This is a genomic window from Microbacterium panaciterrae (assembly GCF_039541635.1).
GTDB lineage: Bacteria > Actinomycetota > Actinomycetes > Actinomycetales > Microbacteriaceae > Microbacterium > Microbacterium panaciterrae.
The window spans coordinates 461,436-483,381 of the sequence record NZ_BAABGP010000003.1 but is presented as its reverse complement, the minus strand read 5'-3'; the positions used below and the strand labels follow the sequence as shown (position 1 = coordinate 483,381).

The window sequence follows — 21,946 nt, the reverse complement described above, 5'->3', positions numbered from 1 at the left end:
CAGCGTCAGGCCTGGCTCTGCCCGGCCGAGAACATCCAGTCGATGCCGAACCGGTCGGTGAGCATGCCGAACAGGTCGCCCCACGGCGCCGGGCCGAACTCCTGTGTGACCGTCGCTCCGTCGGTGAGCTTCTCCCACGCCGCACGGATCTCGGCCTCATCAGTGCCGCCCAGCGACACCGAGACGCCCTGCGGCGCCTTGTACTCGTAGTGCGCAGGGGTGTCGGATGCCATCAGCACCAGATCGCCGGGAGCGGTCAGCATCGCGTGCATGACGAGCGACTGCTCGGCCTCGTCCTGCACCGCGCCGGGCATGTCGCCGAATGTGGTCACCTGGAGGTCGCCGCCGAGCGCCTTCTGATAGAACTCCATCGCCTCGCGGGCATTGTCGCGAAAGGAGATGTAGGGATTGAGTGTGGTCATGAGGGTCCTCCGGTCAGAACTCGGATGTGCCGCGCGGGATGTGCGCAGGAACAGTCTGAGCCCGGCCTCCGACATCGGCAACGGCGTGTCGCGGATCAGCGCGCAGTGGCGTCGCGTGGCGGGTTGTGCATGAACTCGAGCCGGATGCCGTTGTCGTCCTCGACGAACGAGGCGTAGTAGCGATCGGAGAAGCGCGGGAACACCTTCGGATCCCGCACCGATGTCCACCCCGCGTCGAGCGCGATCCGGTGCAGCCGCTCCACCTCGGCGCGCGAGTCGACGGCGAAGGCGAGGTGCTGCCAGCCGATCCGGCCATACTCGTGCGGTGCAGTGCCCGAGGTGGGGGCGCGGTACAGGATCAGCTCGGTGTCGCCCTCGCGCCACCAGGCGATGCCGCCCTCCGTCTCGCCGTCCTCGGGGGTGCAGCCGAGGGCCGTGAGGATCGGGTTCCACTGAGTGAACGCGCGGTCGAGGTCGGCCACGGTGAGGCCGAGGTGGTCGATGAGGGGCATGCGGCCAGTCTGCCGGACCGCGAGCCCTGATACCGGCGGTTCGACGGCGGCGGACGAGGGTGCGCTACTTGTCTGCGGCCTCGCCGCGCTTCCAATACCCCTTCACGATCGCTCGTGAGGAGTCGACGTCCCAGCGTTCGAGCAGCGCGCGGCCGGGTTTCACGATCGACTGCTCGGCTGCGACGAACACGAACGGATCGGCGCCGAGGCGATCCGCGGCGCCGAGACCGTCCAGGAACGCCGTCAGCGCGGAACCCGCCGGCGCATCGCCGCGGTGGATCCACTCGACGGCCACCGGAGCGTCGATCGGAAGCTCGTGATCGGCGCCGCGCACCTCGATCGCGATGCGTGCGGCGGCGCCAGCCGGGATCCGCGCGGCGAAGCGGCGGATCGCCGGGATCGCGGTTTCGTCGCCGGCCAGCATCCACCCGGTCGGCTCGCCCTCGGGCACGAGGGATCCGCGCGGGCCGCCGACCCCGATGATCGAGCCGAGTGGAGCTTCGGCGGACCAGGGGGCGCCGACCCCTTCGGCGCCGTGCACCGCGAACTCGACGTCGAGCCAGTCCGCACCCCAGGCGAGCGGCGTGTACTCGCGGCTCGGCGAGGCGCGGATCTCCTCGACCGAGTCGGCTGGGCCATCGACGAAGAACAACCGCATGTGGTCGTCCGCGCCGAGGGAATCGAAGCCCTCGAGGTCGGATCCGACCAGGCGCACCCGCACGTAGTCGGGAGCGATCCACTCGCGGGAGGCGAGGGAGAGTCTGCGGAAGCGCGGCTCGAGGGGGTGGCGTTCGAGAGTGAAGCGGGAGGGCGCAGACGTCATGAGGCGAGGCTACCGTGACTCGACGACCCCGCCGTCGTGTCAGCGATCTCGGTGGTCCTCGGGGGCGAGGCGCGGGCCGCGACGCGGTTCAGCGGCGCCGCTGAGGCGGATCAGCCGGACGACGCGCTGCCGATGTCCTGCCCACGGTGCGAGCAGGGCGAGCATGCCGGCGTCGTCGGTGCGGTGCCCGGTGAGGGCGAAGCCGACCTCGTGAGCCAGGTGGTAGTCGCCGACGCTCACCGCGTCGGGGTCGCCGAGGGCGCGGATCCGGGTCTCGGCCGAGGTCCAGAGTCCGACGCCGGGCAGGCTGGTGAGCGCGGCATCGCGGGCGTCGCCGCCGGAGGCCGCGTGCACGGCGCGCGTGATGCTCGGTGCGCGTTCGGCGGCGCGGACCACGGTGCGCGACTGCGGCGGCTGCACACCGGCGCGATGCCACGCCCAGGACGGGATGCGGCGCCAGGTCTCGGCCGCGGGCGCGGCGGACAGCGGTCGCGGCACGGGGCCGGGCGCCGGGTCGCCGAAACGGGACACGAGCATGCGCCAGGCGCCGAACGCCTGCAGTCCCGTCACCTTCTGCTCGATGATCGCGCCCGCGAGCGCCTCGAATACGGCGTCGGTACGGGTGAGGCGCACCCCGGGGTGGCGGTGGGCGGTGGCGGCGAGCAGAGGTTGGGCGGAGGGGTCGAAGCCCTCCGCATCGTCGTCCGCGCCGCACAATCGCGGGACGTGCGCGAGCGCCTCGCCGGCTCCGGGACCCCAGGCCGTGGCGCGGACCTCGCCCGATGCGGGGCGGAGTGCGAGCGTCGCGATCCCGGCATCCGTGCGCATCGCGCGCCAGATCACGGATCCCTCGATCGCCATCGTCGGATCCCGTCGACCGCGTTGCAGGATCCCGACGGTGCCGAGCAGGTCCAGCGGACGCGACGGTCGGTAGACGCTCTCGAGCGCGGCCGACGCGCGAGGCGTCGGATCCGCGTCGAGAGTCATGGGAACACCCTAGATCGAGGTGCCGACGTCAGTGCCGACCGTGAGCCTTCGTCGTGAATCCAGGCGAGTGCACGGGATGGCGTCGAATGCACGGGAAATCCGCGTCGAGAAGCCGTGCACCGGACAGGATCCGGTGCACTCGCGTTGACGTATCCCCGCAGGAACCGACTGGGCGACGCGGAACTCGGGGACCTCAGAACCGGTCGGGGGAGGGGGAGCCCACGCCGTAGCGGATCACGACGTCGGCGTGGCGGTCGAAGCGGTAGCCGACGCCGCGGACCGTGCGGACGATGTCCTCGTAGCGGCCCAGCTTGGCGCGCAGCCGGCGCACGTGCACGTCGATCGTGCGCTCGCCGGGAGCCTCCTCATCGGAGGTCTGCCACAGGGCCGAGACCAGCTCGCTGCGCTCGATCGTGGCCCCCTCGCGGAGCACGAGGTATTGCAGCAGCTCGAACTCCTTGTAGGTGAAGGCGGCCGACTCGCTGTCGATCAGCACGCGCTTGCGGGAGATGTCGACGACGACACCGCCGCCGTCTGCGGGCTCGCGCTCCTCGGCCTCGGCCTTGGAACGGGCGATCGCACCGGGCTCGTGCAGCGCGAGGCGCACGACGTCGAGGTCGCGGCCTCCGGTGCCGTGCGGGGCGAGGGCCACCGTGGCGTGCGTCTCGGCGTCGGGGGCCAGCTCGGCGAGCGTGCGGCGCAGGGCGTCGACCAGCAGCGGCAGGCTCACCCCGTTCGTGGCCGCCTTGAGCTCGTCGATGCCGACGTAGAGCGCGAAACCGCGGGGCGAGCGGGCGGGCGGAGCGTCGACGGCCGGGACGGGAGTGTCGATCTGCGTGCGCGGAACGGCGTGCAGGCGGGGGGCGGCGGTGACAGGACGCTCGAGGAGGGCGGTGTTCGACATGATGATGGGTCCTTGGAAGGAAGGAGTCGGTCGAGGACTCGGAAGGTGTTGCGAAGTGACCGGCGAGCCGGAGAGGCAGGCACGCGGGTGGGTGCCCGGAGACTCAGCCCGCGAAGATCACGACGAGCGAGTCAGACAGAGTGTTGTGGCTTCAGCGACACATTCGGCAACACATGCCAACGCGACCGGGCATCATCATCCCGGTAGTCCCGTTCGCCTCCTGGGCGGACAAGGTGCTTGCGTTGGTGGTCATGGGGCTGATTATTACCGACGGTGACCAGAAATGTCAAAACGAGTCCGTGTCGGTCGGGGCGGGCGTACGGTGGCGGGGTGGCGATCCTGACCTCCTCCGACCGGTTCGAATTCACGCGCGAGGACGATGCCTCGCGCTACACGCTCATGCACGACGGCGCGCTGGTGAGCGTGCTCGACTACCGCGATGATGGGCGCACCGTCGCGATGACCAGGGCGTTCACGATCCCGGATTTCCGTGGATCCGGGTATGCGGGCGTGCTCGTGGAGCGAGCGGTGGCCGACATCGCCGAGCGGGGGGATCGCCGGATCGACGCGGTCTGCTGGTACGTCGCTGACTGGTTCGACGCGCACCCCGAGCGGGCCGCACTGCTGCGCCCGCGCTGAGCGTGGAAAATGTCGGAGTGTTACGAGAGGCATCCCGTTCTCGCGGCACGCCTCGACAGGAATGTCGGACCCCGTCCGTAGCGTGGAGGGCATGAAGATCCTGCACACCTCCGACTGGCATATCGGGCGCGCCTTCCACGGGCATTCCACGCTCGACGCGCTGACCGACGTGCTCGGCGCGCTCGTCGCGCAGGTGCAGGAGCACGACGTCGATGTGGTGGTCGTCGCCGGCGATGTGTTCGACTCGGCGACGCCCGCGGCCTCCGCGTACACGTTGCTCACCGACACCCTCGTCGCGCTGCACGGCACCGGCGCGCAGGTGATCGTGACCAGCGGCAACCACGACTCGGCGGCCCGGCTCGGCTTCCAGGCTCGGCTCCTGCGTGAGGGGATCCACGTCGTGACCGACCCGCGCACTGTCGGCGAACCGATCACGATCGACGACGCCCACGGGCCGGTCCGATTCTTCGGGATCCCGTATCTCGAGCCGGCGATCGTCCGCCAGCACGCCGTCTTCCAGGAGGCTGCGGAGGGTGAGGAGGCGCGCCCGCTGCGCACCCAGGCGCAGACCCTCGCGCGGGCGATGCGGCTCGTGCGCGCGGGTCTCGCAGAGCACCCCGGGCGCTCGGTCGTGATCGCGCATTGCTTCGCGGCGGGCGTCGATGCGACCGCGGGGCTGGAGCGCGAGATCCGTCAGGGCGGGATCGACATGGTCCCCGTCTCGGTGTTCGACGGCGTCGACTACGTCGCGCTCGGGCACATCCATGGGCGGCAGGTGCTCACCGAGCGTGTCCGGTACGCCGGGGCGCCCCTGCACTACAGCTTCGGCGAACAGTACAAGCCGCGTGGATCCTGGCTGATCGACCTCGCCGCAGACGGTGCCGTCGCGGCCGAGTGGCTGCCGCTGCCGGTGCCGCGCCCGCTGGTGACGCTGACCGGTTCCTTCGACGAGATCCTCTCGCCGGACAATGTCGCCGCGCACGCCGACGACTGGGTCTGCGCGGTCTACACCGACGACCTGCCGCAGACCGAGCCGATGCGGCGGCTGCGCGAGAAGTATCCGTTCTGCGCCCTTGTGCAGCACGAGCCGGTGCTGGTCGCCGTCGATGCCGAGCGCTCGTACGCGCAGCGCCTGCGCGCCGCGGCGACCGATGAGGAGCGGATCGACGCGTTCCTGGGCCACGTCCGCAACGGCGTCGCTGCGACCGCCGACGAGCAGGAGCTGATCCGCTCGGTGCTCGACGACCGGGTGCGCGCCGAGGCGCTCGTCTAGTGCGGCTGCACCGCCTCGAGATCGAGGGATTCGGGCCGTTCCTGCGACGGCAGACCGTCGACTTCGACGCGTTCGCGGACGACGGCGTCTTCCTCATCGGCGGACGCACCGGGGCGGGCAAGTCGAGCATCCTCGACGCGGTCTGCTTCGGGCTGTACGGAAGTGTGCCCCGTTACGAGAAGGGCGAGAAGCGGCTGCGCAGCGACCACTGCGAGCCCGGCGACATCACCGAAGTCGTCGTCGACTTCAGCACGGTCGCCGGGCGGTTCCGGGTGACGCGCTCCCCGGACTACGAACGGCCGGCCAGACGCGGCGGCGGGCTGACGAAGCAGGCCTCGGCGGTCGCGCTCGATGAGCTCGTCGACGGGGAATGGATCGGGCGGGCCGCCCGTGAGGTCGATGTCGGGAACGAGCTCGACGGGATCCTGCAGCTGAACATGCAGCAGTTCCTGCAGGTGATCCTGCTCGCTCAGGGCAGGTTCGCGAAGTTCCTGCTCGCGGACAGCAAGGAGCGTCAGCAGCTGCTGCGCAAGCTGTTCGGCACCGGCCGTTTCGAGGACTACCAGGCCCGCTTCGACGAACGTCGCCGTGCCTCGGAGCAGGCGCTCGACGCGGGCCAGGCCACGGTGCGCGCCCGGATCGAGACGGCGGAGCAGCTCGTCGTCGAGCACGGCCTGGAAGCGACCATCGCGGGAGAGGCGCCGGGTGCGGCCGCGTTCGCGCCGGGTGCGGACGCTCCCGCGGTTGAGCCTGCCCGACCGGAGTCGATCGGCGACCGGCTGCATGCACTCGAGCGGGCGAAGGCCCGCGCCGGTTACCGGGCCGAGCGCCGCTCCGAGGAGAGCGCCGCCGCCGAAGGCGCGCACCGCGCGGCGAGCGCCGCGCTGGTGTCCGCGCGCGAGCAGCGCCAGGCGCAGACCGAGCGGGACCGCGCCAGGGCCGCGCTGGCGGCGCTCGACGCGGAGGAGGAGCGGATCGCCGAGGACCGCCGCACGCTCGATGGCGCCCGGGCGGCGGAGGCGATCCGACACGTCCTGATCGCGGCAGAGCGGGCTGCAGTGGCGGCTGCGTCGGCGGACCAGGCGGCCGCCGGGGCCGCGGAGGAGTGGCGCACGATCGTGGAGGAGGATCCGGCGGCGCCGGACGGATCCGTGTCAGAACCGCTGCGGGACTGGGCCGCTGCCCGCACACGGGAGAGCGGCGCCTGGGAGCAGGCCGCGGCGCACGAAGCGCGGATCGCCGAGCACGAGGCCGAGGTCGTGGCGGCAGAGGGCGCCGTCGCCTCCGCTGAGGCGGACGCTGCGACGCTCGTCGCGCAGCGTTCCGCGCTGCCCGACGTGATCGAGCAGCTCACGCGTGAGCGCGACGAGCTGCGCCGTCGTGCCGCTCGGCTTCCGGATCTCGAGACTTCGGTCACCGCGGCGTCGGTGCGGGTGACGGGTGCGCAGGAATCCGTGCGCCTCGAAGCGCAGCGTGTTGCGGCGACGCGCGAGGTCGCCGACCGCGAAAGCGACGCCGCGTCCGCATTCGCCCGCGCCGCCGATCTGCGCCGCCGCCGGGACGCGGGCATGGCGGGCGAGCTCGCCGAGGCGTTGGAAGCGGGCGAGCCGTGCGGCGTGTGCGGGTCGACCGAGCATCCGGCCCCGGCCGCGCATGCGGATCCTGTCTCGGTGGACGACGTCGCGCGCGCGACCGAGGACCGCGAACGCGCTGCGGAGCAGGTGCGGGTGGCCACGGCGGCGCTGTCCACGCTCGAGGCGGAGGCGGCGGCGGCCACCGCGCGGGCGGACGGGCGCACGCTCGAGGACGCGCAGGCGGAGCTCGCCGCCGTGTCCGCGGAGCGCGCGGACGCCGCGGATGCAGGCGCGGCGGCTCTCGACGCGGAGCGGCGCCGGGCAGAGGCGCAGGCCGAGGATGCGGTGCTCGAGACCGCACTCGACGCCGTGGCACTGCGTCGCGCCGAGGGCGCCCAGGCCCTTGCGCTCGCCCGGCACACGCTCGAGACCGCGCGCGCCGAGGTGGTCGCGGCCCGCGGCGATTTCGCCACGGTCGCCCAGCGGCTGCAGCACGCGGCACTGCGGATCGCCGCCGCGCACGCGCTCGCCACGGCGATCGACGACCGCGCCGCGAAACGGGAGACCGCGGCCCTGGCGCTCGACGAGCAGACCGCGGCGCTGGCCGACTCGCCGTTCGAGGATCCGGCATCGGCCTCAGCCGCCCTGCGCACCCCTGCCGCGCAGTCCGCGTTCGACGAGCGCCTCACCGCGCACGCCGCCGAGCGCCGCAAGGAGCGCGCGATCCTGCTCGATCTCGAACTGCGCACGCTCCCCGACGAGGTCATCGACCTCACTCCTCTCGAGGCCGGCGAGGCGGAAGCCCGGACCTCTTGGACGACCGCGGTCGACGCCGCGAGCCGCGCCGGCACGGCCGCCGGCCAGCTCGGATCGCTCCTCGTCTCCGCGACGGCCGCGCACGAGCAGAGCTCCGCGGCCGCCGAGGAGCACGAGATCCTGCGCAGCCTCGCCGACACGCTCGCCGGCCGCGGGGCGAACACGTACCGGATGAACCTGGAGACCTTCGTGCTCGCCGCGGAGCTGGAGCAGATCGTCGATGCCGCGAACCTGCGCCTGGCCGACATGTCGGCGGGCCGCTATGCGCTCCGGCACAGCGACGCCCGGGCCGCTCGCGGCGCCGCGAGCGGCCTCGGGATCGTCGTGTTCGATGCGTTCACCGGCCACACGAGACCCGCGCAGTCGCTGTCCGGCGGTGAGACGTTCCTGAGCTCTCTCGCACTCGCGCTGGGGCTCGCCGAGGTCGTCACCGCGCGTGCGGGCGGGATCCGGCTCGACACGCTGTTCATCGACGAGGGCTTCGGCTCCCTCGACGCGGAGACGCTCGAGGTCGCCCTGCGCACCCTCGACGAGCTGCGGGCGGGCGGCCGCACGGTTGGCGTGATCAGCCATGTCGAAGCGATGCAGGAGCAGATCCCCGCACAGCTCACGGTGCGCACGACCCCCGACGGGCCGAGCGTGATCGAGAGCTGAGGCCCCGCTCTCGACGGGCAGAGCCCCCGGGTCGGCTCGGGTCAGAGCAGTTCGTACACCGTGGCGTTGGCCATGCCGCCGCCCTCGCACATCGTCTGCAGCCCGTACCGGATCCCGTTCTGCCGCAGGTGGTGCAGCAGGGTCACGGTCAGGCGCGCGCCGGATCCGCCCAGCGGGTGACCCAGCGCGATCGCGCCGCCACGCGGGTTGACGAGCGCCGGATCCGCCCCGGTCTCGGCGAGCCAGGCGAGCACGACCGGTGCGAACGCCTCGTTCACCTCGAACGCGCCGACGTCGGCGATGCCCAGGCCGGCGCGTGCCAGCACCTTCGCGGTCGCCGGGATCGGTCCGGTGAGCATGAGGATCGGATCCGAGCCCACCACCGCGACGCTGTGGACGCGCGCGATCGGGGTGAGGCCCAGCTCGGCGGCACGGGCGCTCGTCATCATGAGCACGGCGGCGGCGCCGTCCGAGATCTGCGAGGCGTTGCCGGCGGTGACGACCCCGCCCTCGAGGAACGGCGTCGGCAGGGTGGCGAGACGCTCGACGGTGGAATCGGGACGGATCCCCTGATCCGCGGTGACGACACCGGCCGCGGTCGGGACCGGGACGATCTCCTCGGCGAACAGACCCGCGGCGGTCGCTGCAGCCGCCCGTTCGTGCGATCGCACGGAGAATTCGTCGAGCTCGGTGCGGGTGAGCTCCCACTTCTGCGCGATCAGCTCGGCGCCGACGCCCTGATTGCCGAGGTCGGGGAAGCGCTCGTGCATGAGCGGACCGTAGGGATCCTTCCCCGCGACGCTGGAGAACATCGGCACCCGCGACATGACCTCGACCCCGCCCGCGACGACGACGTCCGCGAACCCCGCGATGATCGCGGCGGCCGCGGACTGGATCGCCTGCTGCGAGGATCCGCACTGCCGGTCGATCGTCATGCCGGGCACGGCCTCCGGCAGGCCGGAGGCGAGGGCGGCGTTGCGGCCGACGTTGAAGGACTGCTCGCCGACCTGTGACACGCACCCCCACATCACGTCGTCGACGAGCGCGGGATCGATCCCCGTGTCCGCGAGCACCGCGCGGATCGGGTGGGTGGAGAAGTCGACCGGGTGGATGCCGCTGAACACTCCGCGCTCGGGCTTGCCGATGCCGACCGCCGTGCGCCGGGCTGCGACGATGACCGCGTCCCTGTTGCTGCTCATACGGCCATTGTCTCTCGCTTCACGGAGCCCGGATCCGTCACAGCCCGAGGCTGCGGGCGATCAGCATGAGCTGCACCTCGGTGGTGCCCTCGCCGACCTCGAGGATCTTCGAGTCGCGGTAGTGCCGCGCGACTCGGTACTCGTTCATGAAGCCGTTTCCTCCGAAGACCTGCGTCGCGTCGCGGGCGTTGTCCATCGCCGCATCGCTCGCGGTGAGCTTCGCGATCGCGGCCTCCTGCTTGAACGGCTTGCCAGCCAGCATCAGCGCCGCCGCGTGGTAGTACGCCCGCCGGGCGACCTGCGCGCGTGCCTCCATCCGGGCGATCTTGAACGCGATCGCCTGGTGCCCGCCGATGTGCGTGCCGAACGCCTGGCGCTCCTTGGCGTAGCGCACAGCCTCGTCCACGCAGCCCTGGGCGGCGCCGACCGCGAGCGCCGCGATCGCGATGCGGCCCTCGTCCAGGATCCGCAGGAAGTTGGCGTAGCCGCGCCCGCGCTCGCCGAGCAGGTTCTCCGCGGGCACGCGAACGTCGGCGAACGACAGCCCGTGCGTGTCGGAGGAGTTCCAGCCGACCTTGTCATAGGGCGGCGCCACCTCGAACCCGGCGGTGCCGGACGGGACGATGATCGTGGAGATCTCCTTGCCGCGCTCGGTCTCCCCGGTGACCGCGGTGACGGTGACAAAGGCCGTGATGTCGGTGCCGGAGTTGGTGATGAACTGCTTCGATCCGTTGATCACCCACTCGCCGGTGCCCGCGTCGCCCGCACTGCCCGCCTCGAGGCGTGCCGTGGTGCGGGTGCGGCCTGCGTCGCTGCCCGCGTCGGGCTCGGTGAGGCCGAATGCGCCCAGCGTCGTGCCTGCCGCGAGCGACGGCAGCCAGCGCTGCTTCTGGTCCTCGGTGCCGAATCGGAAGATCGGCATCGCGCCCAGCGAGACCCCGGCCTCAAGGGTGATCGCGACGCTCTGGTCGACCTTCGCGAGCTCCTCCAGCGCGAGGCAGAGCGCGAAGTAGTCGCCGCCCATCCCGCCGTACTCCTCGGGGAAGGGGAGGCCGAACAGCCCCATCTCGGCCATGCCCGCGACGACCTCGTAGGGGAAGCTGTGCGCGCGATCGTGCTCTGCCGACACGGGGGCGACCACCTGCTCGGCGAAGTCCCGCACGGTCGCCGACAGCTCGCGATACTCGTCGGGGAGTTCTGACGGGATCGATTCGGACATGGATCTGCTCCTCAGTGAACGATCGGTAACTGAAATAAAGGTTAGCGAGCATTCACTCGGCTGTCCAGGATCGCTATCCTGGCCGGATGACCACCGCAAGGGCGCAGGGGAAGGCGCGTACCCGACAGCGCTTCCTCGACGCCGCGGCGCAGCTCTTCGCCGACCGCGGATTCCATGCGGTCTCGATCGGCGAACTCGGCACCGCGGTCGGCGTCAGCGGCCCTGCCCTGTACCGGCACTTCCCGAGCAAGGAGGCGATGCTCGAGGAGATCCTGATCGGCACGAGCGAGTTCCTGCTGCAGGGCGGATCAGAGATCGTCGCCGCGCCGCACGGATCCGATCGCGAGCTGCTGGACGCGCTGATCGACTTCCATCTCACCTTCGCCCTCACGCATCGCGACGTGATCCGGGTGCAGGATCGTGAGCTCGGCACGCTGCCGAAGGCGGCCAACCGCGAGGTCCGCAAGCTGCAGCGCCAGTATCTGACGGTCTGGGCGGAAGTCGTCGGACGGATCCGTCCCGAGGTCACCCCCGCGGATCGTCAGGTGACGATGCACGCCGCGTTCGGGCTGCTGAACTCGACCGCGCACAACACCGAGGTCGCCGCGTCCGCCGATGAGCGCGGGATCCTGACCGAGGCCGCCCGACGCGTGCTCCTCGGCTGAGCCCGGGACGCGAGCTCCTGGGCTGAACCCGATCCGCGAGAAACCACATCTTGCATGAGACACCACGGCAGATGAGGTGTCTCATGCACGAAGTGGTTTCTCACGGACCCAGGGGGCCCGCCGTCAGCGCCGCAGCTGCAGGTCGGCGCAGCTGGTCACGGTGCGCGCGTAGCCGAGGATGAGCTCGCGCGCCCGATCCGGAGCGGCCGAGCGGTTGCCGCTGATGATGTGCAGCTCGTATGCGTCCTCGAGGGCGACGAGATTCTGCGCGAGGTCGACGACGGGCCCGCTCAGCCGGAAGTGCCCCTGCGCGACGCCGAGCTGCAGGGCTGCGAAGTAGAGCGCGACCTGCCTTTCGTACAGGGCCTGCAGAAGCAGCCCCATCGTCGCGTTGCCGCGGCGGTACAGGTCGATGTCATGCATCGCGATCACGAGCGCATCGTTCTCGCTCTCCGGCACGCCGGCGTCGATCATCAGGACCAGCTGATCCCTGGCGTCCTCGACGCCCGCGAGCGCGTTCAAGCGGGTCGTGTAGAACCGATCGCACGCCCACGCGTAGACGTCGTTGATGAGCTGATCGAGGTCGTTGAAGTGATAGTGCACGGTGCCTGTGGCGACCCCGGCCCGCGTGGCGACGTCCTGGATGCGGAGATTCGCGATGCCTCGATCGCGGATCGCGTCGAGCGTCGCGAGGATCAGCTGATCGCGACGGTCCGATGCCTTCTTTGCGCTTGCCATGCCGTCATCATCTCAGGATCCCGCGCCGTCTGGGGCGCGAAACGCGAGACTGCGTCGCGCCAATACTAATTGACTCGACAATCAAGCGCGTGGCAATAATCCGTTGAAAATGCTTGACAGTCCAGATTCATATCGATTTGATTGGCAAGTCAGATATTCGATTCGCGAACGGAAGGCTCAACGATGAGCGACGCACTGCAGGGGGATCTCGGCGAAGCGGCCGAGGCCCGGGGAGCGAAGATGCCGGGGGTGGTGCCCGACGTGGTGAAGTACGAGCAGCAGCTCTCCCGGGGGCTGACGTTCAAAGAGAACATCCTGATCACGCTCTCGGCGGTGACGCCGGCCTCGAGCGTGTTCATCATCGTGCCCGCGGTGATCAACGGCATCGGGGGAGCGTCCGCACTCGCGTTCGCGATCGGAGCCATCATCGGCATCTTCGTCGCGCTCTGCTACGCCGAGCTGTCCAGCGCGTTCCCGATCACCGGCGGCGAGTACGCGTTCGTCGCCCGCACCCTCGGCAAGCCGTGGGGCTTCGGACTCTTCCTGCTGAACCTGGTCAGCGGCGTGCTCATCATCGGCGTGATCGCCTCCGGCGCGGGACAGTATCTCGGCGTGCTCTCGAAGGCGCTCGGCGGCGAGTGGGTCGGCATCGTCGTGATCCTGGTGACGACCGCGATCGCCTGCCTGGGCATCAAGACCAACGCCTGGGTCACCGGCATCTTCCTGGTCCTGGAGATCGGCGCCCTCGTGGTGTTGACCGTCGTCGGTTTCCTGCACGTGAGCCAGCCGATCTCCGTGCTGTGGACGGTGACGACCAGCGGGGCCGGTGGCGCGCTCGTGAGCGCCTCGGCCGGGCTGGTGGTCTCGTACACGGCGACGGCGTTGTTCGCTTTCAACGGCTACGGCGCCGCCGTCTACTACGCGGAGGAGACCAAGAACGCCCGGTCCACGATCGGGCGGGCGATCCTATGGTCCCTCGCGATCGCCGTGGTGGCCGAGCTCGTGCCGCTGATCGCGGTGCTGCTGGGCAGCAAGGATCTCGGCGCCCTGGTCGGGTCGGCGGCGCCGATGACCCAGTTCCTCACCGAGCGGGCGGGGCCTGTGGTCAACACCATCGTGAGCGTCGGGATCGCGATCGCCGTCATCAACGCGGTGCTGGCGATCATCCTGCAGTTCGGCCGCACGCTGTTCTCTTCGGCGCGCGACCGCTCCTGGCCGGACGCGATCAACCGGCCGCTCGGACGGATCCATCCGACGCTGCGCACCCCGGTCGTCGCGACGATCATCGTGGGCGTGATCGCGGCGCTCTGCCTGTGGCTCGTGCCGTTCACGGTGCTGCTCGTCGCGACGAGTGCGGGGATCGTCATCCTGTACGCGCTGGTCGGGCTCGCAGCCCTCATCGGACGGATCAACCGCACGACCGACGCTGCGGAGTACCGGATGCCGCTCTGGCCCGTCGCGCCGATCCTGATGACGCTCGCCACGCTCGCGATCCTCGTGATGAGCCTGGTCACCGACTGGGTGCCGGTCGGCGTCGCGGTCGCGATCTTCGCGCTCGGGCTGATCTACTACGCGGTCTATCTGCGCGGGAAGCCGGATCGCTGGACCCTGCCGAACCCGGCGGACGAAGAGCTCGAAGATGAGAGGGTCGCATGAGCCGCGCGCGGGCGCGGGCGCTGGGCCTGATCGGCGCAGGGACGCCCGGACCGGAGAACGCGATCACCGACGTCCCGGGGATCGAGGTGGGGTACACGACGCTCATCGATCGCCGCGACGCCACCGTCGTGCGCACCGGGGTCACCGCCATCCTGCCGCGCGGACGCGGGGGTGCCGCGGATCCGGTCGCCGCCGGCGTGCACTCCCTGAACGGGAACGGCGAGATGACGGGATCCGTGTGGATCGCGGAGTCCGGCAGCCTCGGCACTCCCGTGCTCATCACCAACACGCACTCGGTCGGCGCGGTGCACGAGGGCGCGATCCGCTGGATGCTCGACGCGGTGCCCGGGGCCAGGGATCAGTGGCTGCTGCCCGTGGTCGCCGAGACCTGGGACGGCCGGCTCAACGACATCAACGGTCTGCACGTGCGTCCGGAGCATGCCGTCGCGGCCCTCGACGGCGCACGATCGGGGCCGGTCGCCGAGGGCGCGGTCGGCGGCGGAACCGGGATGATCTGCTACGGATTCAAGGGCGGATCCGGGACGGCCTCGCGGCGGGTCGCACTGGGCGACGCCGAGTACACCGTCGGGGTGTTCCTGCAGGCGAACTTCGGGGAGATGTCGGAACTGACCGTGCGCGGGGTGCCGGTGGGGGCGACGCTGAAGGCGGAGGCGGCGGCCCGCGTCGGCGCATCCGCTTCCGAGTCCAGCGTCGGTGCGGCGAGTCCGGCACCGGCGCCTCCGCAGGGGGCGGGCAGCGTGATCGTCGTGGTCGCCACGGATGCGCCGCTGCTGCCGGGACAGTGCACGGCGATGGCCCGGCGCGTCTCGCTCGGCCTCGCGCGCACGGGCACCGCGGGATCGCATTTCTCCGGCGACATCTTCCTCGCCTTCTCGACGGCGAATCAGGGCGCGCTGGCCAGCCGGTTCCCCGAGAGCAGGAGCGAGATCGTGCTCGACGAGTTGCGGGCGGTGCCGTGGGGGCGGATGGATCCGCTGTACACCGCCGTGGTCGAGGCGACCGAGGAGGCGGTGCTCAACGTGCTGGTCGCAGGCGAGGACACGGTCGGGCACAAGCAATCCGTCGCCGGTCTGCCGGTCGGGCGCGTGCAGGAGCTGCTCGCCGCACGCACGACCGGGTGAGCGGGATCCCGGGATCGCGCGTTCTCGTGATCCCGGGCGACTCCTGTCAGTGCCCCAGGATCGCCCTGGCCTGGCGGAGCACCGGCTCGTCGACCATGCGGCCCTCGAAGCGGAACACGCCGGGCTGCGTCTCTGCCGCCGCGAGCACGCGCGCGGCCCAGTCCTGCTCGGCCGGTGTCGCGCCATAGCCCTCGCGGATCACGGCGACCTGGCTCGGATGGATGCACGCCGTCGCGTCGAAGCCGCTCGCGGCGGCGTCGCTCACCTCGGCCCTGAGCCCGTCGACGTCGGCGATGTCGAGGTGCACGGAGTCGATCGCGGCCCGGCCCTCGGCCTTCGCTGCCAGCAGCACCCGGGCGCGGGCGTGCCGGGCGACGTCGCGGTAGCGACCGGCGTGCGCCCCGCTCTCGAGCCGGCTGGAGCGGCCCGCCATGCTCGCGATCAGATCCTCGGCCCCCCACATCAGTCCGATCGTGGCCGGGTGCGCGGCGATCTCCTCGGCGCGCACGATGCCGCGCGCCGTCTCGCACAGTGCCAGCACGCGGTGCCCGGCGGCGTGCAGGGCGTCGAGATCCGCGGCGCCCTCCGCCTTCGCCAGCATCACGGTGCGATACGCGGTGCCGGCGAGGGCGGTGAGGTCGAGAGCATGATCGGGCATCCCGGCGGGGTTCACGCGCACGATCACGCGCTCTGGATCCAGCGCCGAGGCGGCGAGGCGCGCGCGGGCGGCGGGCTTGTCGGCGGGGGCGACCGCGTCCTCCAGGTCGAGGATCACGGTGTCGGCGGCGGCCAGGGCCTTCGCGTACCGGTCATCGCGATCCGCCGGGCAGAACAGCAGCGCGGGGCCGCGCAGGACGTCGCTCATCGCGCGTCGCCCTCCGGCCGGCACTGCATGAGCGTCGAGCGGGTCGCGAGCGCCACCACGACGCCGTCCTGGTTGCGACCGGTGTGCGCGAACTGCACGATCCCCTGCCCGGGACGCGACGACGACAGCCTCTTCGACACGATCATCGTCTCGGCGTACAGCGTGTCCCCGATCCGGACGGGGGCGGGGAAGGAGACCTCGGAGAAGCCGAGATTCGCCACGATCGTGCCCATCGTGAGCTGAGCGACTGAGAGCCCCACCAGGGTCGAGAGCGTGAACATGCTGTTCACGAGGCGCTCGCCGAACTCGGTGCCCGCGCTCCACGCCGCATCCAGGTGCAGGGCCTGCGTGTTCATCGTCAGGGTGGTGAACAGCACGTTGTCGGCCTCGGTGACCGTGCGGCCGGGGCGGTGCAGATAGACCGCACCCTCCTCGAACTCCTCGAAATACAGCCCGCGCTGCTCGATCCGCTTCCCCGTCATGACGCCTCCCCATCGATCGCCGCCACGGCCGCGGCGATCGTCGCCAGCGTCTGTCCGCGCGCCACCGTGTCGCCCTGCATGACGTGCAGGCTGACGGTCCCCGCGACACCTGCGCGCAGCACGTGCTCCATCTTCATCGCCTCGACCACGAGCACCGGATCCCCCTCCTCGACCTGCGCGCCGTCCGCGACGTGCACCAGCACGACCGTACCGGGCATCGGCGAGTCCAGGTGCGGCTCGCTGGCTGTGGCGGACGCGCCGCCGTGCACGACCGGCTCGAAGGCCACCTCGAACACCGCACCCGAGTGCGCGATCGCGATCCGGTCGGATCCCGAGTTCAGCGCCGCGACCGTGCGGGCCAGGCCGTCGATCGTGATCGTGCGGACGAGGTCGCCCGGGTGACCGGATCCGATTGCCGCCGGAGATGGATTGTGCGGTTGCCGCACGGATCTGAGAGGCACAATCCATCCCTGACCGGATCCGTCTACCTCTCCCGGCGACACGGATCCGGTCACCGCGACCGTCAGCGCAGCTCCCGATCCCGAGACGAGCACCTCGGCGCGGCGCTCGCCGCAGACCAGCGCATACCGGCGCGGCGCCGCGGGGCCGAGGCGCCAGCCGTCCCGGCGCGACCACGGGCCGCCGGCCCCGACGGTGCCGGTCGCCCCGGCGGCGGCGTCCAGCAGCAGCGCCGCCTCGGCGAACACCCGCGCATCGGCCTCGGCGAACACGATCGCGTCGAACCGGCGTGCGATGAGGTCGGTGTCCAGCTCTCCCGCGACCACCTCGGGCAGCTCGAGCAGGGCGCGCAGGAACTCCACGTTCGTCGGGAAGCCGAACACCGCCGTCTCGTCGAGCGCCCGCACCAGCCGGCGGCGCGCCTCGTCGCGGTCGGATCCGTGCGCGATGATCTTCGCGAGCATCGGGTCGTAGTCGATCGAGACGTCGAGCCCGTCGGCGATCGCCGTGTCGACGCGGATCCCCTCTCCATCCGGGTGGATCACGCGCTGCACCCGCCCGCCGGTGGGCAGGAACCCGGCCGCCGGATCCTCCGCGTACACGCGCGCCTCGATGCTGTGCCCGCTCAGCACGACGTCGTCCTGGCCGAAGCCGAGCGATGCGCCCGCGGCGATGAGCAGCTGCTGCTCCACCAGATCGAACCCGGTCACCTGCTCGGTGACCGGGTGCTCGACCTGCAGGCGCGTGTTCATCTCCATGAAGAAGAACTCGTCCGGGCGCGCGGCCTCCACGATGAACTCGACCGTGCCGGCCCCGCGGTAGTCGACGCTGCGCGCGGTCTCGCAGGCGGCGGCGCCGATCGACGCACGGGTGCGCTCGTCGAGCAGGGGCGAGGGCGCCTCCTCGATGACCTTCTGGTGCCGGCGCTGCAGCGAGCACTCGCGCTCGCCGAGGTGCACCACGTTGCCGTGCGCGTCGGCGAGGATCTGCACCTCGATGTGCCGGGGCGTGGAGAGGTAGCGCTCCAGGAACAGGGCGTCGTCGCCGAAGCTCGCGCTCGCCTCGCGCCGTGCGGCGGCGATCGCGTCGGCGAGCTCCGGCTCGGATGCGACCACGTGCATGCCCTTGCCGCCGCCGCCGGCCGACGGCTTGATCAGCAGCGGGTAGCCGATCGCGGGGGCGGCGGCCACGAGCTCGGCATCGGTGAGGCCCGCGCGGGCGATGCCCGGAACCGTCGGCACCTGTCGTTCGGCGACGGCCAGCTTGGCCGTGATCTTGTCGCCCATCGTGCGGATCGCGTCCGCGCTCGGGCCGATGAAGACGATCCCCGCATCGGCGCAAGCCTGCGCGAACGCGGCGTTCTCGGCGAGGAAGCCATAGCCCGGATGGATCGCCTGCGCACCGGTCTCGCGGGCGGCGGCCAGCACCGCGTCGATGTTCAGGTAGCTCTGCGCGGCGGGTGCGGGCCCGATCCGCACGGCGACGTCGGCCAGGGCGACATGACGCGCACCGGCATCGGCGTCGCTGTACACGGCGACCGAGCGGATCCCGAGCCGGCGCAGCGTGGCGATGATGCGGCAGGAGATCTCGCCGCGGTTGGCGATGAGGACGGTGTGGAACACTTCGACAGGCTCAGTACGGCGCATCACGCTCACATCCGGAAGACGCCGAAGCCCGGCGTGTCGGTCGATTCGGCGCGCAGGACGACGTCGAGCGCGAGGCCGAGCACGTCGCGGGTCTGGCCGGGCTCGATGATCCCGTCGTCCCAGAGGCGCGCGGTGGAGTAGTACGGGCTGCCCTGCTCGTCGTAGGCGGCGCGGATGGGGGCCTGGAACTCGGCCTCCTCGGCGGCGGACCAGGATCCGCCCGCCGCCTCGATCTGATCGCGGCGCACGGTCGACAGCACGGACGCCGCCTGCGGCCCTCCCATGACCGAGACGCGCGCACCGGGCCAGAGCCACAGGAACCGGGGGGAATACGCCCGCCCGCACATCGAATAGGTGCCGGCGCCGAAGGATCCGCCGACGACGACCGTGAGCTTCGGCACCGTCGCGGTCGCGACCGCGTTCACCATCTTCGCGCCGTGCTTGGCGATCCCGGCGGCCTCATATTCCCGTCCGACCATGAACCCGGTGATGTTCTGCAGGAACAGCAGCGGCGTGCGGCGCTGCTCGCAGAGCTGGATGAAGTGCGCGCCCTTGAGGGCCGACTCCCCGAACAGCACACCGTTGTTGGCGATGATCCCGACTCGGTGCCCGTGGATGCGGGCGAACGCGGTGATCAGGGTGGTGCCGTACTCGGGCTTGAACTCGCTGAAGGCGCCGCCGTCGACGATCGCGCGGACGATCTCGCGTGCGTCATAGGGCGCGGTGAGCTCGACCGGGACGACGTCGAGCAGGTCGACGGCGGGGGGATCCTCGACCGGAGCCGGGGGATCGGGAAGCTCGCGCATGGGCGGCAGGGTCGCGACGATGTCGCGGACGATCTGCAGCGCGTGTGCGTCGTTCTCGGCGAGGTGGTCGGCGACCCCCGAGATCCGGGTGTGCACGTCGCCGCCGCCGAGCTCCTCCGCCGTCACGACCTCGCCGGTCGCGGCCTTCACCAGCGGTGGCCCGCCGAGGAAGATCGTGCCCTGATTGCGCACGATCACGGTCTCGTCGCTCATCGCCGGCACGTAGGCGCCGCCCGCGGTGGACGATCCCATCACGGCCGCGATCTGCGGGATCCCGTCCCGCGACATGCGCGCCTGGTTGTAGAAGATGCGGCCGAAGTGGTCGCGATCCGGAAACACCTCGTCCTGCATCGGCAGGAACGCGCCGCCCGAGTCGACGAGGTAGATGCAGGGCAGCCGGTTCTCCGCCGCGATCTCCTGCGCGCGCAGATGCTTCTTCACCGTGATCGGGTAGTAGGTGCCGCCCTTGACCGTGGCGTCGTTCGCGACCACCATGACGTGCCGGCCGTGGACGAGGCCGATCCCGGCGACCACGCCGCCGGACGGGGCGTCGCCGCCGTACAGGCCGTCGCCGGCGAGCGGAGCCACCTCGAGGAACGGGCTTCCGGTGTCGAGCAGGCGGTCGACCCGGTCGCGGGCGAGCAGCTTGCCGCGCTCGGTGTGCCTGCGCCGGGCCTTCTCGGTGCCACCCAGGGCCGCCGCGGCGCGACGCTCGCGCAGTTCGTCGATCAGCTCGCGGTAGGTCGGCGCGGGGGCGCTCGGCGCGGATGACATGGGCACGGGGACCCTCCATTGGGTGATGACGGTACCCGTTTAGATTAGCGAGCGTTAACTGAAATGTCCACGGCGGGTGTGTTCGCCCACGGGGGAGTTGTGCTCGCCTGTCGCCAGTCGCCTCTTCGGAGCGTGTTCAAGGGCGTGTCGCGACAGGCGAGCAGAGGTAGAAGGCGGCGAGCGTGATCAGACCCGGTACTCGTCCCGGATCCGCTCGCGCAGCTGCACGCTGCAGGCCGCGACCGTCTCGTCCCAGACGGTCGTCGCGCCATCCTGCGCGGTGTCGGAGATCGCGCGGAGCACGCGGATCGGCACGCCGAACTGATCCGCCACCCAGACGTAGGCGTAGGTCTCCATGTCGATGAGCACGCCGCCCAGGCCCCGGATGCGCTCGACGACCGCGACGTCGTCGACGAAGCTGTCGCCGGTCGCGATGACCAGGCCGTCGCGGCCCGTCGCCACCCGCGGCGGCAGCGAGACGTGCTGCCCGATCACGCCGTCCAGATCCTGCACGTCGTGCTGGATCGCCGCGGTGACCTCGTAGACGCCGCCGGGAAGGGCCGGATCCACGCCCCCTGCGGTGCCGACCACGACGATCTCCTCGTAGGCAGTCGCGTCGAGCGCACGGGTCAGGCCGTAGGCGGCCTTGAGCTTGCCCGGCCCGGTGACGAGCCGGTCGAAGCCGTCCAGCGTCTCGGGGAAGGCCTGCAGTTCGGACGCGAGGGCGGCGACGAGAAGTCTCATCCCGCCATCCTCTCGCAGGTTCACATGCTCGAAACGAACGGGGCGGATACTGGATCCGTCACCGAAGGAGAATCATGACCCTGCAGCAGGACATCGCCGCCGACCTCGGGGTGCGCCCCGACATCGACCCCGCCACCGAGATCGACCGGCGGGTCGGCTTCCTCGTCGACTACCTCGCGCGCACCGGCGCCAAAGGCTACGTGCTGGGTATCTCCGGCGGGCAGGACTCGACGCTCGCGGGACGCCTCGCCCAGCTCGCCGTCGAGAAGGTGCGGGCCTCCGGGGGAGAGGCGACCTTCATCGCGGTGCGTCTGCCCTACCGGGTGCAGCACGACGCCGACGACGCGACCGCCGCGATGGCGTTCATCTCCCCGGACGAGGGCATCGAGGTCAATATCGAGCACGGCGTGGACGGGCTCGAGACCGACCTCGAGTCGGCCGGGATCGGCGAGATCAGCGACTTCAACCGCGGCAACATCAAGGCCCGGCTGCGCATGGTGACGCAGTACGCGATCGCCGGCCAGCGCGGTCTGCTCGTGATCGGCACCGACCACGCCGCTGAGGCCGTGACCGGGTTCTTCACCAAGTTCGGCGACGGCGCGGCGGACCTCACCCCGCTCGCCGGGCTCACCAAGCGCCAGGGCCGGGCGCTGCTGCTCGCACTCGGAGCGCCGGATCGCCTCGCCTACAAGGTGCCCACGGCCGACCTGCTCGACGGCACGCCGGGCCGGGCAGACGAGGACGAGCTCGGTCTCACCTACGAGCAGCTCGACGCGTATCTCGAGGGGCGCGACGTTCCCGTCGATGTGGCGGGGCGCATCGAGGCGCGCTACGTCGCCACGTCGCACAAGCGCCGTCAGCCGGTCACCCCCGACGACACCTGGTGGCGCTGAACGCGGATCCGGGTGTCGGTCCCCCCGTCTAGGGTCGAAGCGACGGCCTGATCG

20 protein-coding genes are annotated in these 21,946 nt (G+C 71.2%); 7 read left to right on the top strand and 13 right to left on the bottom strand.

The window, feature by feature from the left end; genetic code table 11:
- Nucleotides 1–5: 5 nt before the first annotated feature.
- From ABD882_RS02295 to ABD882_RS02275, 5 genes are all read right to left on the bottom strand, one after another.
- Nucleotides 6–422 carry a VOC family protein gene (locus tag ABD882_RS02295; protein WP_345183905.1) on the bottom strand — a complete coding sequence of 139 codons (417 nt, stop codon included), beginning with the start codon at nt 420–422 and terminating at the stop codon, nt 6–8.
- Nucleotides 423–517: 95 nt separating this feature from the next.
- Complete coding sequence (locus ABD882_RS02290) at nt 518–934, bottom strand: VOC family protein (protein WP_345183903.1); 417 nt, start codon at nt 932–934, stop codon at nt 518–520.
- A gap of 64 nt (nt 935–998) precedes the next feature.
- On the bottom strand, nt 999–1,757 hold the full coding sequence (locus ABD882_RS02285; RefSeq protein WP_345183901.1) for a siderophore-interacting protein: 759 nt from the start codon (nt 1,755–1,757) through the stop codon (nt 999–1,001).
- Between the two features lie 39 nt (nt 1,758–1,796).
- On the bottom strand, nt 1,797–2,744 hold the full coding sequence (locus ABD882_RS02280) for a DNA-3-methyladenine glycosylase family protein (RefSeq protein WP_345183899.1): 948 nt from the start codon (nt 2,742–2,744) through the stop codon (nt 1,797–1,799).
- 193 nt (nt 2,745–2,937) lie between these two features.
- Nucleotides 2,938–3,648, bottom strand: coding sequence for a winged helix-turn-helix domain-containing protein (locus ABD882_RS02275; protein ID WP_345183897.1), 711 nt, complete (start codon nt 3,646–3,648; stop codon nt 2,938–2,940).
- Nucleotides 3,649–3,987: 339 nt separating this feature from the next.
- On the opposite strand from ABD882_RS02275, the gene ABD882_RS02270 reads away from it, so the two are divergent.
- The 3 genes from ABD882_RS02270 to ABD882_RS02260 all read left to right on the top strand — a co-directional run bounded on the left by ABD882_RS02270 (nt 3,988) and on the right by ABD882_RS02260 (nt 8,604).
- The gene (locus tag ABD882_RS02270) at nt 3,988–4,287 is read left to right on the top strand and encodes a GNAT family N-acetyltransferase (protein WP_425563312.1); all 300 of its coding nucleotides are present in this window, start codon (nt 3,988–3,990) and stop codon (nt 4,285–4,287) included.
- A 91-nt stretch (nt 4,288–4,378) separates the two neighbouring features.
- Nucleotides 4,379–5,560 carry an exonuclease SbcCD subunit D gene (locus ABD882_RS02265; protein WP_345183893.1) on the top strand — a complete coding sequence of 394 codons (1,182 nt, stop codon included), beginning with the start codon at nt 4,379–4,381 and terminating at the stop codon, nt 5,558–5,560.
- Nucleotides 5,560–8,604 (top strand): AAA family ATPase, encoded by a 3,045-nt coding sequence (locus ABD882_RS02260; RefSeq protein ID WP_345183891.1) that lies wholly within the window; start codon nt 5,560–5,562, stop codon nt 8,602–8,604. The genes ABD882_RS02265 and ABD882_RS02260 overlap by 1 nt, the downstream gene beginning before the upstream one ends.
- A gap of 41 nt (nt 8,605–8,645) precedes the next feature.
- Here ABD882_RS02260 and ABD882_RS02255 read toward each other — a convergent pair whose 3' ends face one another.
- Nucleotides 8,646–9,803 (bottom strand): thiolase family protein, encoded by a 1,158-nt coding sequence (locus ABD882_RS02255; protein ID WP_345183889.1) that lies wholly within the window; start codon nt 9,801–9,803, stop codon nt 8,646–8,648.
- A gap of 37 nt (nt 9,804–9,840) precedes the next feature.
- The gene (locus ABD882_RS02250; RefSeq protein ID WP_345183887.1) at nt 9,841–11,022 is read right to left on the bottom strand and encodes an acyl-CoA dehydrogenase family protein; all 1,182 of its coding nucleotides are present in this window, start codon (nt 11,020–11,022) and stop codon (nt 9,841–9,843) included.
- Between the two features lie 86 nt (nt 11,023–11,108).
- On the opposite strand from ABD882_RS02250, the gene ABD882_RS02245 reads away from it, so the two are divergent.
- The gene (locus ABD882_RS02245) at nt 11,109–11,687 is read left to right on the top strand and encodes a TetR/AcrR family transcriptional regulator (protein WP_345183885.1); all 579 of its coding nucleotides are present in this window, start codon (nt 11,109–11,111) and stop codon (nt 11,685–11,687) included.
- A 123-nt stretch (nt 11,688–11,810) separates the two neighbouring features.
- On the opposite strand, the gene ABD882_RS02240 is transcribed toward ABD882_RS02245, so the two are convergent.
- Entirely contained in the window at nt 11,811–12,425 is a 615-nt protein-coding gene (locus ABD882_RS02240; RefSeq protein WP_345183883.1) for a TetR/AcrR family transcriptional regulator, read from the bottom strand.
- Nucleotides 12,426–12,608: 183 nt separating this feature from the next.
- Between ABD882_RS02240 and ABD882_RS02235 the strand changes: the two genes are divergently transcribed.
- Together ABD882_RS02235 and ABD882_RS02230 are read left to right on the top strand one after the other, a co-directional pair.
- Nucleotides 12,609–14,081 carry an APC family permease gene (locus ABD882_RS02235; RefSeq protein ID WP_345183881.1) on the top strand — a complete coding sequence of 491 codons (1,473 nt, stop codon included), beginning with the start codon at nt 12,609–12,611 and terminating at the stop codon, nt 14,079–14,081.
- Nucleotides 14,078–15,223, top strand: coding sequence for a DmpA family aminopeptidase (locus ABD882_RS02230; protein WP_345183879.1), 1,146 nt, complete (start codon nt 14,078–14,080; stop codon nt 15,221–15,223). Before ABD882_RS02235 ends, ABD882_RS02230 begins: the two co-directional genes overlap by 4 nt.
- A gap of 46 nt (nt 15,224–15,269) precedes the next feature.
- Here the strand turns inward: ABD882_RS02230 and ABD882_RS02225 are convergent, their stop codons facing one another.
- The 5 genes from ABD882_RS02225 to ABD882_RS02205 all read right to left on the bottom strand — a co-directional run bounded on the left by ABD882_RS02225 (nt 15,270) and on the right by ABD882_RS02205 (nt 20,999).
- The gene (locus ABD882_RS02225; RefSeq protein ID WP_345183877.1) at nt 15,270–16,088 is read right to left on the bottom strand and encodes an HpcH/HpaI aldolase/citrate lyase family protein; all 819 of its coding nucleotides are present in this window, start codon (nt 16,086–16,088) and stop codon (nt 15,270–15,272) included.
- A complete protein-coding gene (locus ABD882_RS02220; RefSeq protein ID WP_345183875.1) occupies nt 16,085–16,570 on the bottom strand; it encodes a MaoC family dehydratase in 486 nt (161 codons plus the stop codon). Before ABD882_RS02220 ends, ABD882_RS02225 begins: the two co-directional genes overlap by 4 nt.
- Nucleotides 16,567–18,675: an acetyl/propionyl/methylcrotonyl-CoA carboxylase subunit alpha gene (locus ABD882_RS02215; protein WP_345183949.1), complete on the bottom strand. Its 2,109-nt coding sequence runs from the start codon at nt 18,673–18,675 to the stop codon at nt 16,567–16,569. The genes ABD882_RS02220 and ABD882_RS02215 overlap by 4 nt, the downstream gene beginning before the upstream one ends.
- 5 nt (nt 18,676–18,680) lie before the next feature.
- Nucleotides 18,681–20,255 carry a carboxyl transferase domain-containing protein gene (locus tag ABD882_RS02210; protein WP_345183947.1) on the bottom strand — a complete coding sequence of 525 codons (1,575 nt, stop codon included), beginning with the start codon at nt 20,253–20,255 and terminating at the stop codon, nt 18,681–18,683.
- A 186-nt stretch (nt 20,256–20,441) separates the two neighbouring features.
- Nucleotides 20,442–20,999, bottom strand: coding sequence for a phosphorylase family protein (locus ABD882_RS02205; protein WP_345183873.1), 558 nt, complete (start codon nt 20,997–20,999; stop codon nt 20,442–20,444).
- A gap of 74 nt (nt 21,000–21,073) precedes the next feature.
- Here ABD882_RS02205 and nadE point away from each other — a divergent pair, with 74 nt between their 5' ends.
- Nucleotides 21,074–21,892, top strand: coding sequence for an ammonia-dependent NAD(+) synthetase (gene nadE, locus ABD882_RS02200; protein ID WP_345183871.1), 819 nt, complete (start codon nt 21,074–21,076; stop codon nt 21,890–21,892).
- The last annotated feature ends 54 nt before the right edge of the window (nt 21,893–21,946 follow it).

Bases quoted from the DNA above. Each gene is read 5' to 3' on its own strand.
- ABD882_RS02215 (WP_345183949.1), bottom strand. From the start codon at position 18,675: ATGCGCCGTACTGAGCCTGTCGAAGTGTTCCACACCGTCCTCATCGCC.
- ABD882_RS02295 (WP_345183905.1), bottom strand. From the start codon at position 422: ATGACCACACTCAATCCCTACATCTCCTTTCGCGACAATGCCCGCGAG.
- ABD882_RS02235 (WP_345183881.1), top strand. From the start codon at position 12,609: ATGAGCGACGCACTGCAGGGGGATCTCGGCGAAGCGGCCGAGGCCCGG.
- nadE (WP_345183871.1), top strand. From the start codon at position 21,074: ATGACCCTGCAGCAGGACATCGCCGCCGACCTCGGGGTGCGCCCCGAC.
- ABD882_RS02275 (WP_345183897.1), bottom strand. From the start codon at position 3,648: ATGTCGAACACCGCCCTCCTCGAGCGTCCTGTCACCGCCGCCCCCCGC.
- ABD882_RS02285 (WP_345183901.1), bottom strand. From the start codon at position 1,757: ATGACGTCTGCGCCCTCCCGCTTCACTCTCGAACGCCACCCCCTCGAG.
- ABD882_RS02255 (WP_345183889.1), bottom strand. From the start codon at position 9,803: ATGAGCAGCAACAGGGACGCGGTCATCGTCGCAGCCCGGCGCACGGCG.
- ABD882_RS02245 (WP_345183885.1), top strand. From the start codon at position 11,109: ATGACCACCGCAAGGGCGCAGGGGAAGGCGCGTACCCGACAGCGCTTC.
- ABD882_RS02240 (WP_345183883.1), bottom strand. From the start codon at position 12,425: ATGGCAAGCGCAAAGAAGGCATCGGACCGTCGCGATCAGCTGATCCTC.
- ABD882_RS02280 (WP_345183899.1), bottom strand. From the start codon at position 2,744: ATGACTCTCGACGCGGATCCGACGCCTCGCGCGTCGGCCGCGCTCGAG.
- ABD882_RS02290 (WP_345183903.1), bottom strand. From the start codon at position 934: ATGCCCCTCATCGACCACCTCGGCCTCACCGTGGCCGACCTCGACCGC.
- ABD882_RS02205 (WP_345183873.1), bottom strand. From the start codon at position 20,999: ATGAGACTTCTCGTCGCCGCCCTCGCGTCCGAACTGCAGGCCTTCCCC.
- ABD882_RS02265 (WP_345183893.1), top strand. From the start codon at position 4,379: ATGAAGATCCTGCACACCTCCGACTGGCATATCGGGCGCGCCTTCCAC.
- ABD882_RS02210 (WP_345183947.1), bottom strand. From the start codon at position 20,255: ATGTCATCCGCGCCGAGCGCCCCCGCGCCGACCTACCGCGAGCTGATC.
- ABD882_RS02225 (WP_345183877.1), bottom strand. From the start codon at position 16,088: ATGAGCGACGTCCTGCGCGGCCCCGCGCTGCTGTTCTGCCCGGCGGAT.
- ABD882_RS02250 (WP_345183887.1), bottom strand. From the start codon at position 11,022: ATGTCCGAATCGATCCCGTCAGAACTCCCCGACGAGTATCGCGAGCTG.
- ABD882_RS02220 (WP_345183875.1), bottom strand. From the start codon at position 16,570: ATGACGGGGAAGCGGATCGAGCAGCGCGGGCTGTATTTCGAGGAGTTC.
- ABD882_RS02230 (WP_345183879.1), top strand. From the start codon at position 14,078: ATGAGCCGCGCGCGGGCGCGGGCGCTGGGCCTGATCGGCGCAGGGACG.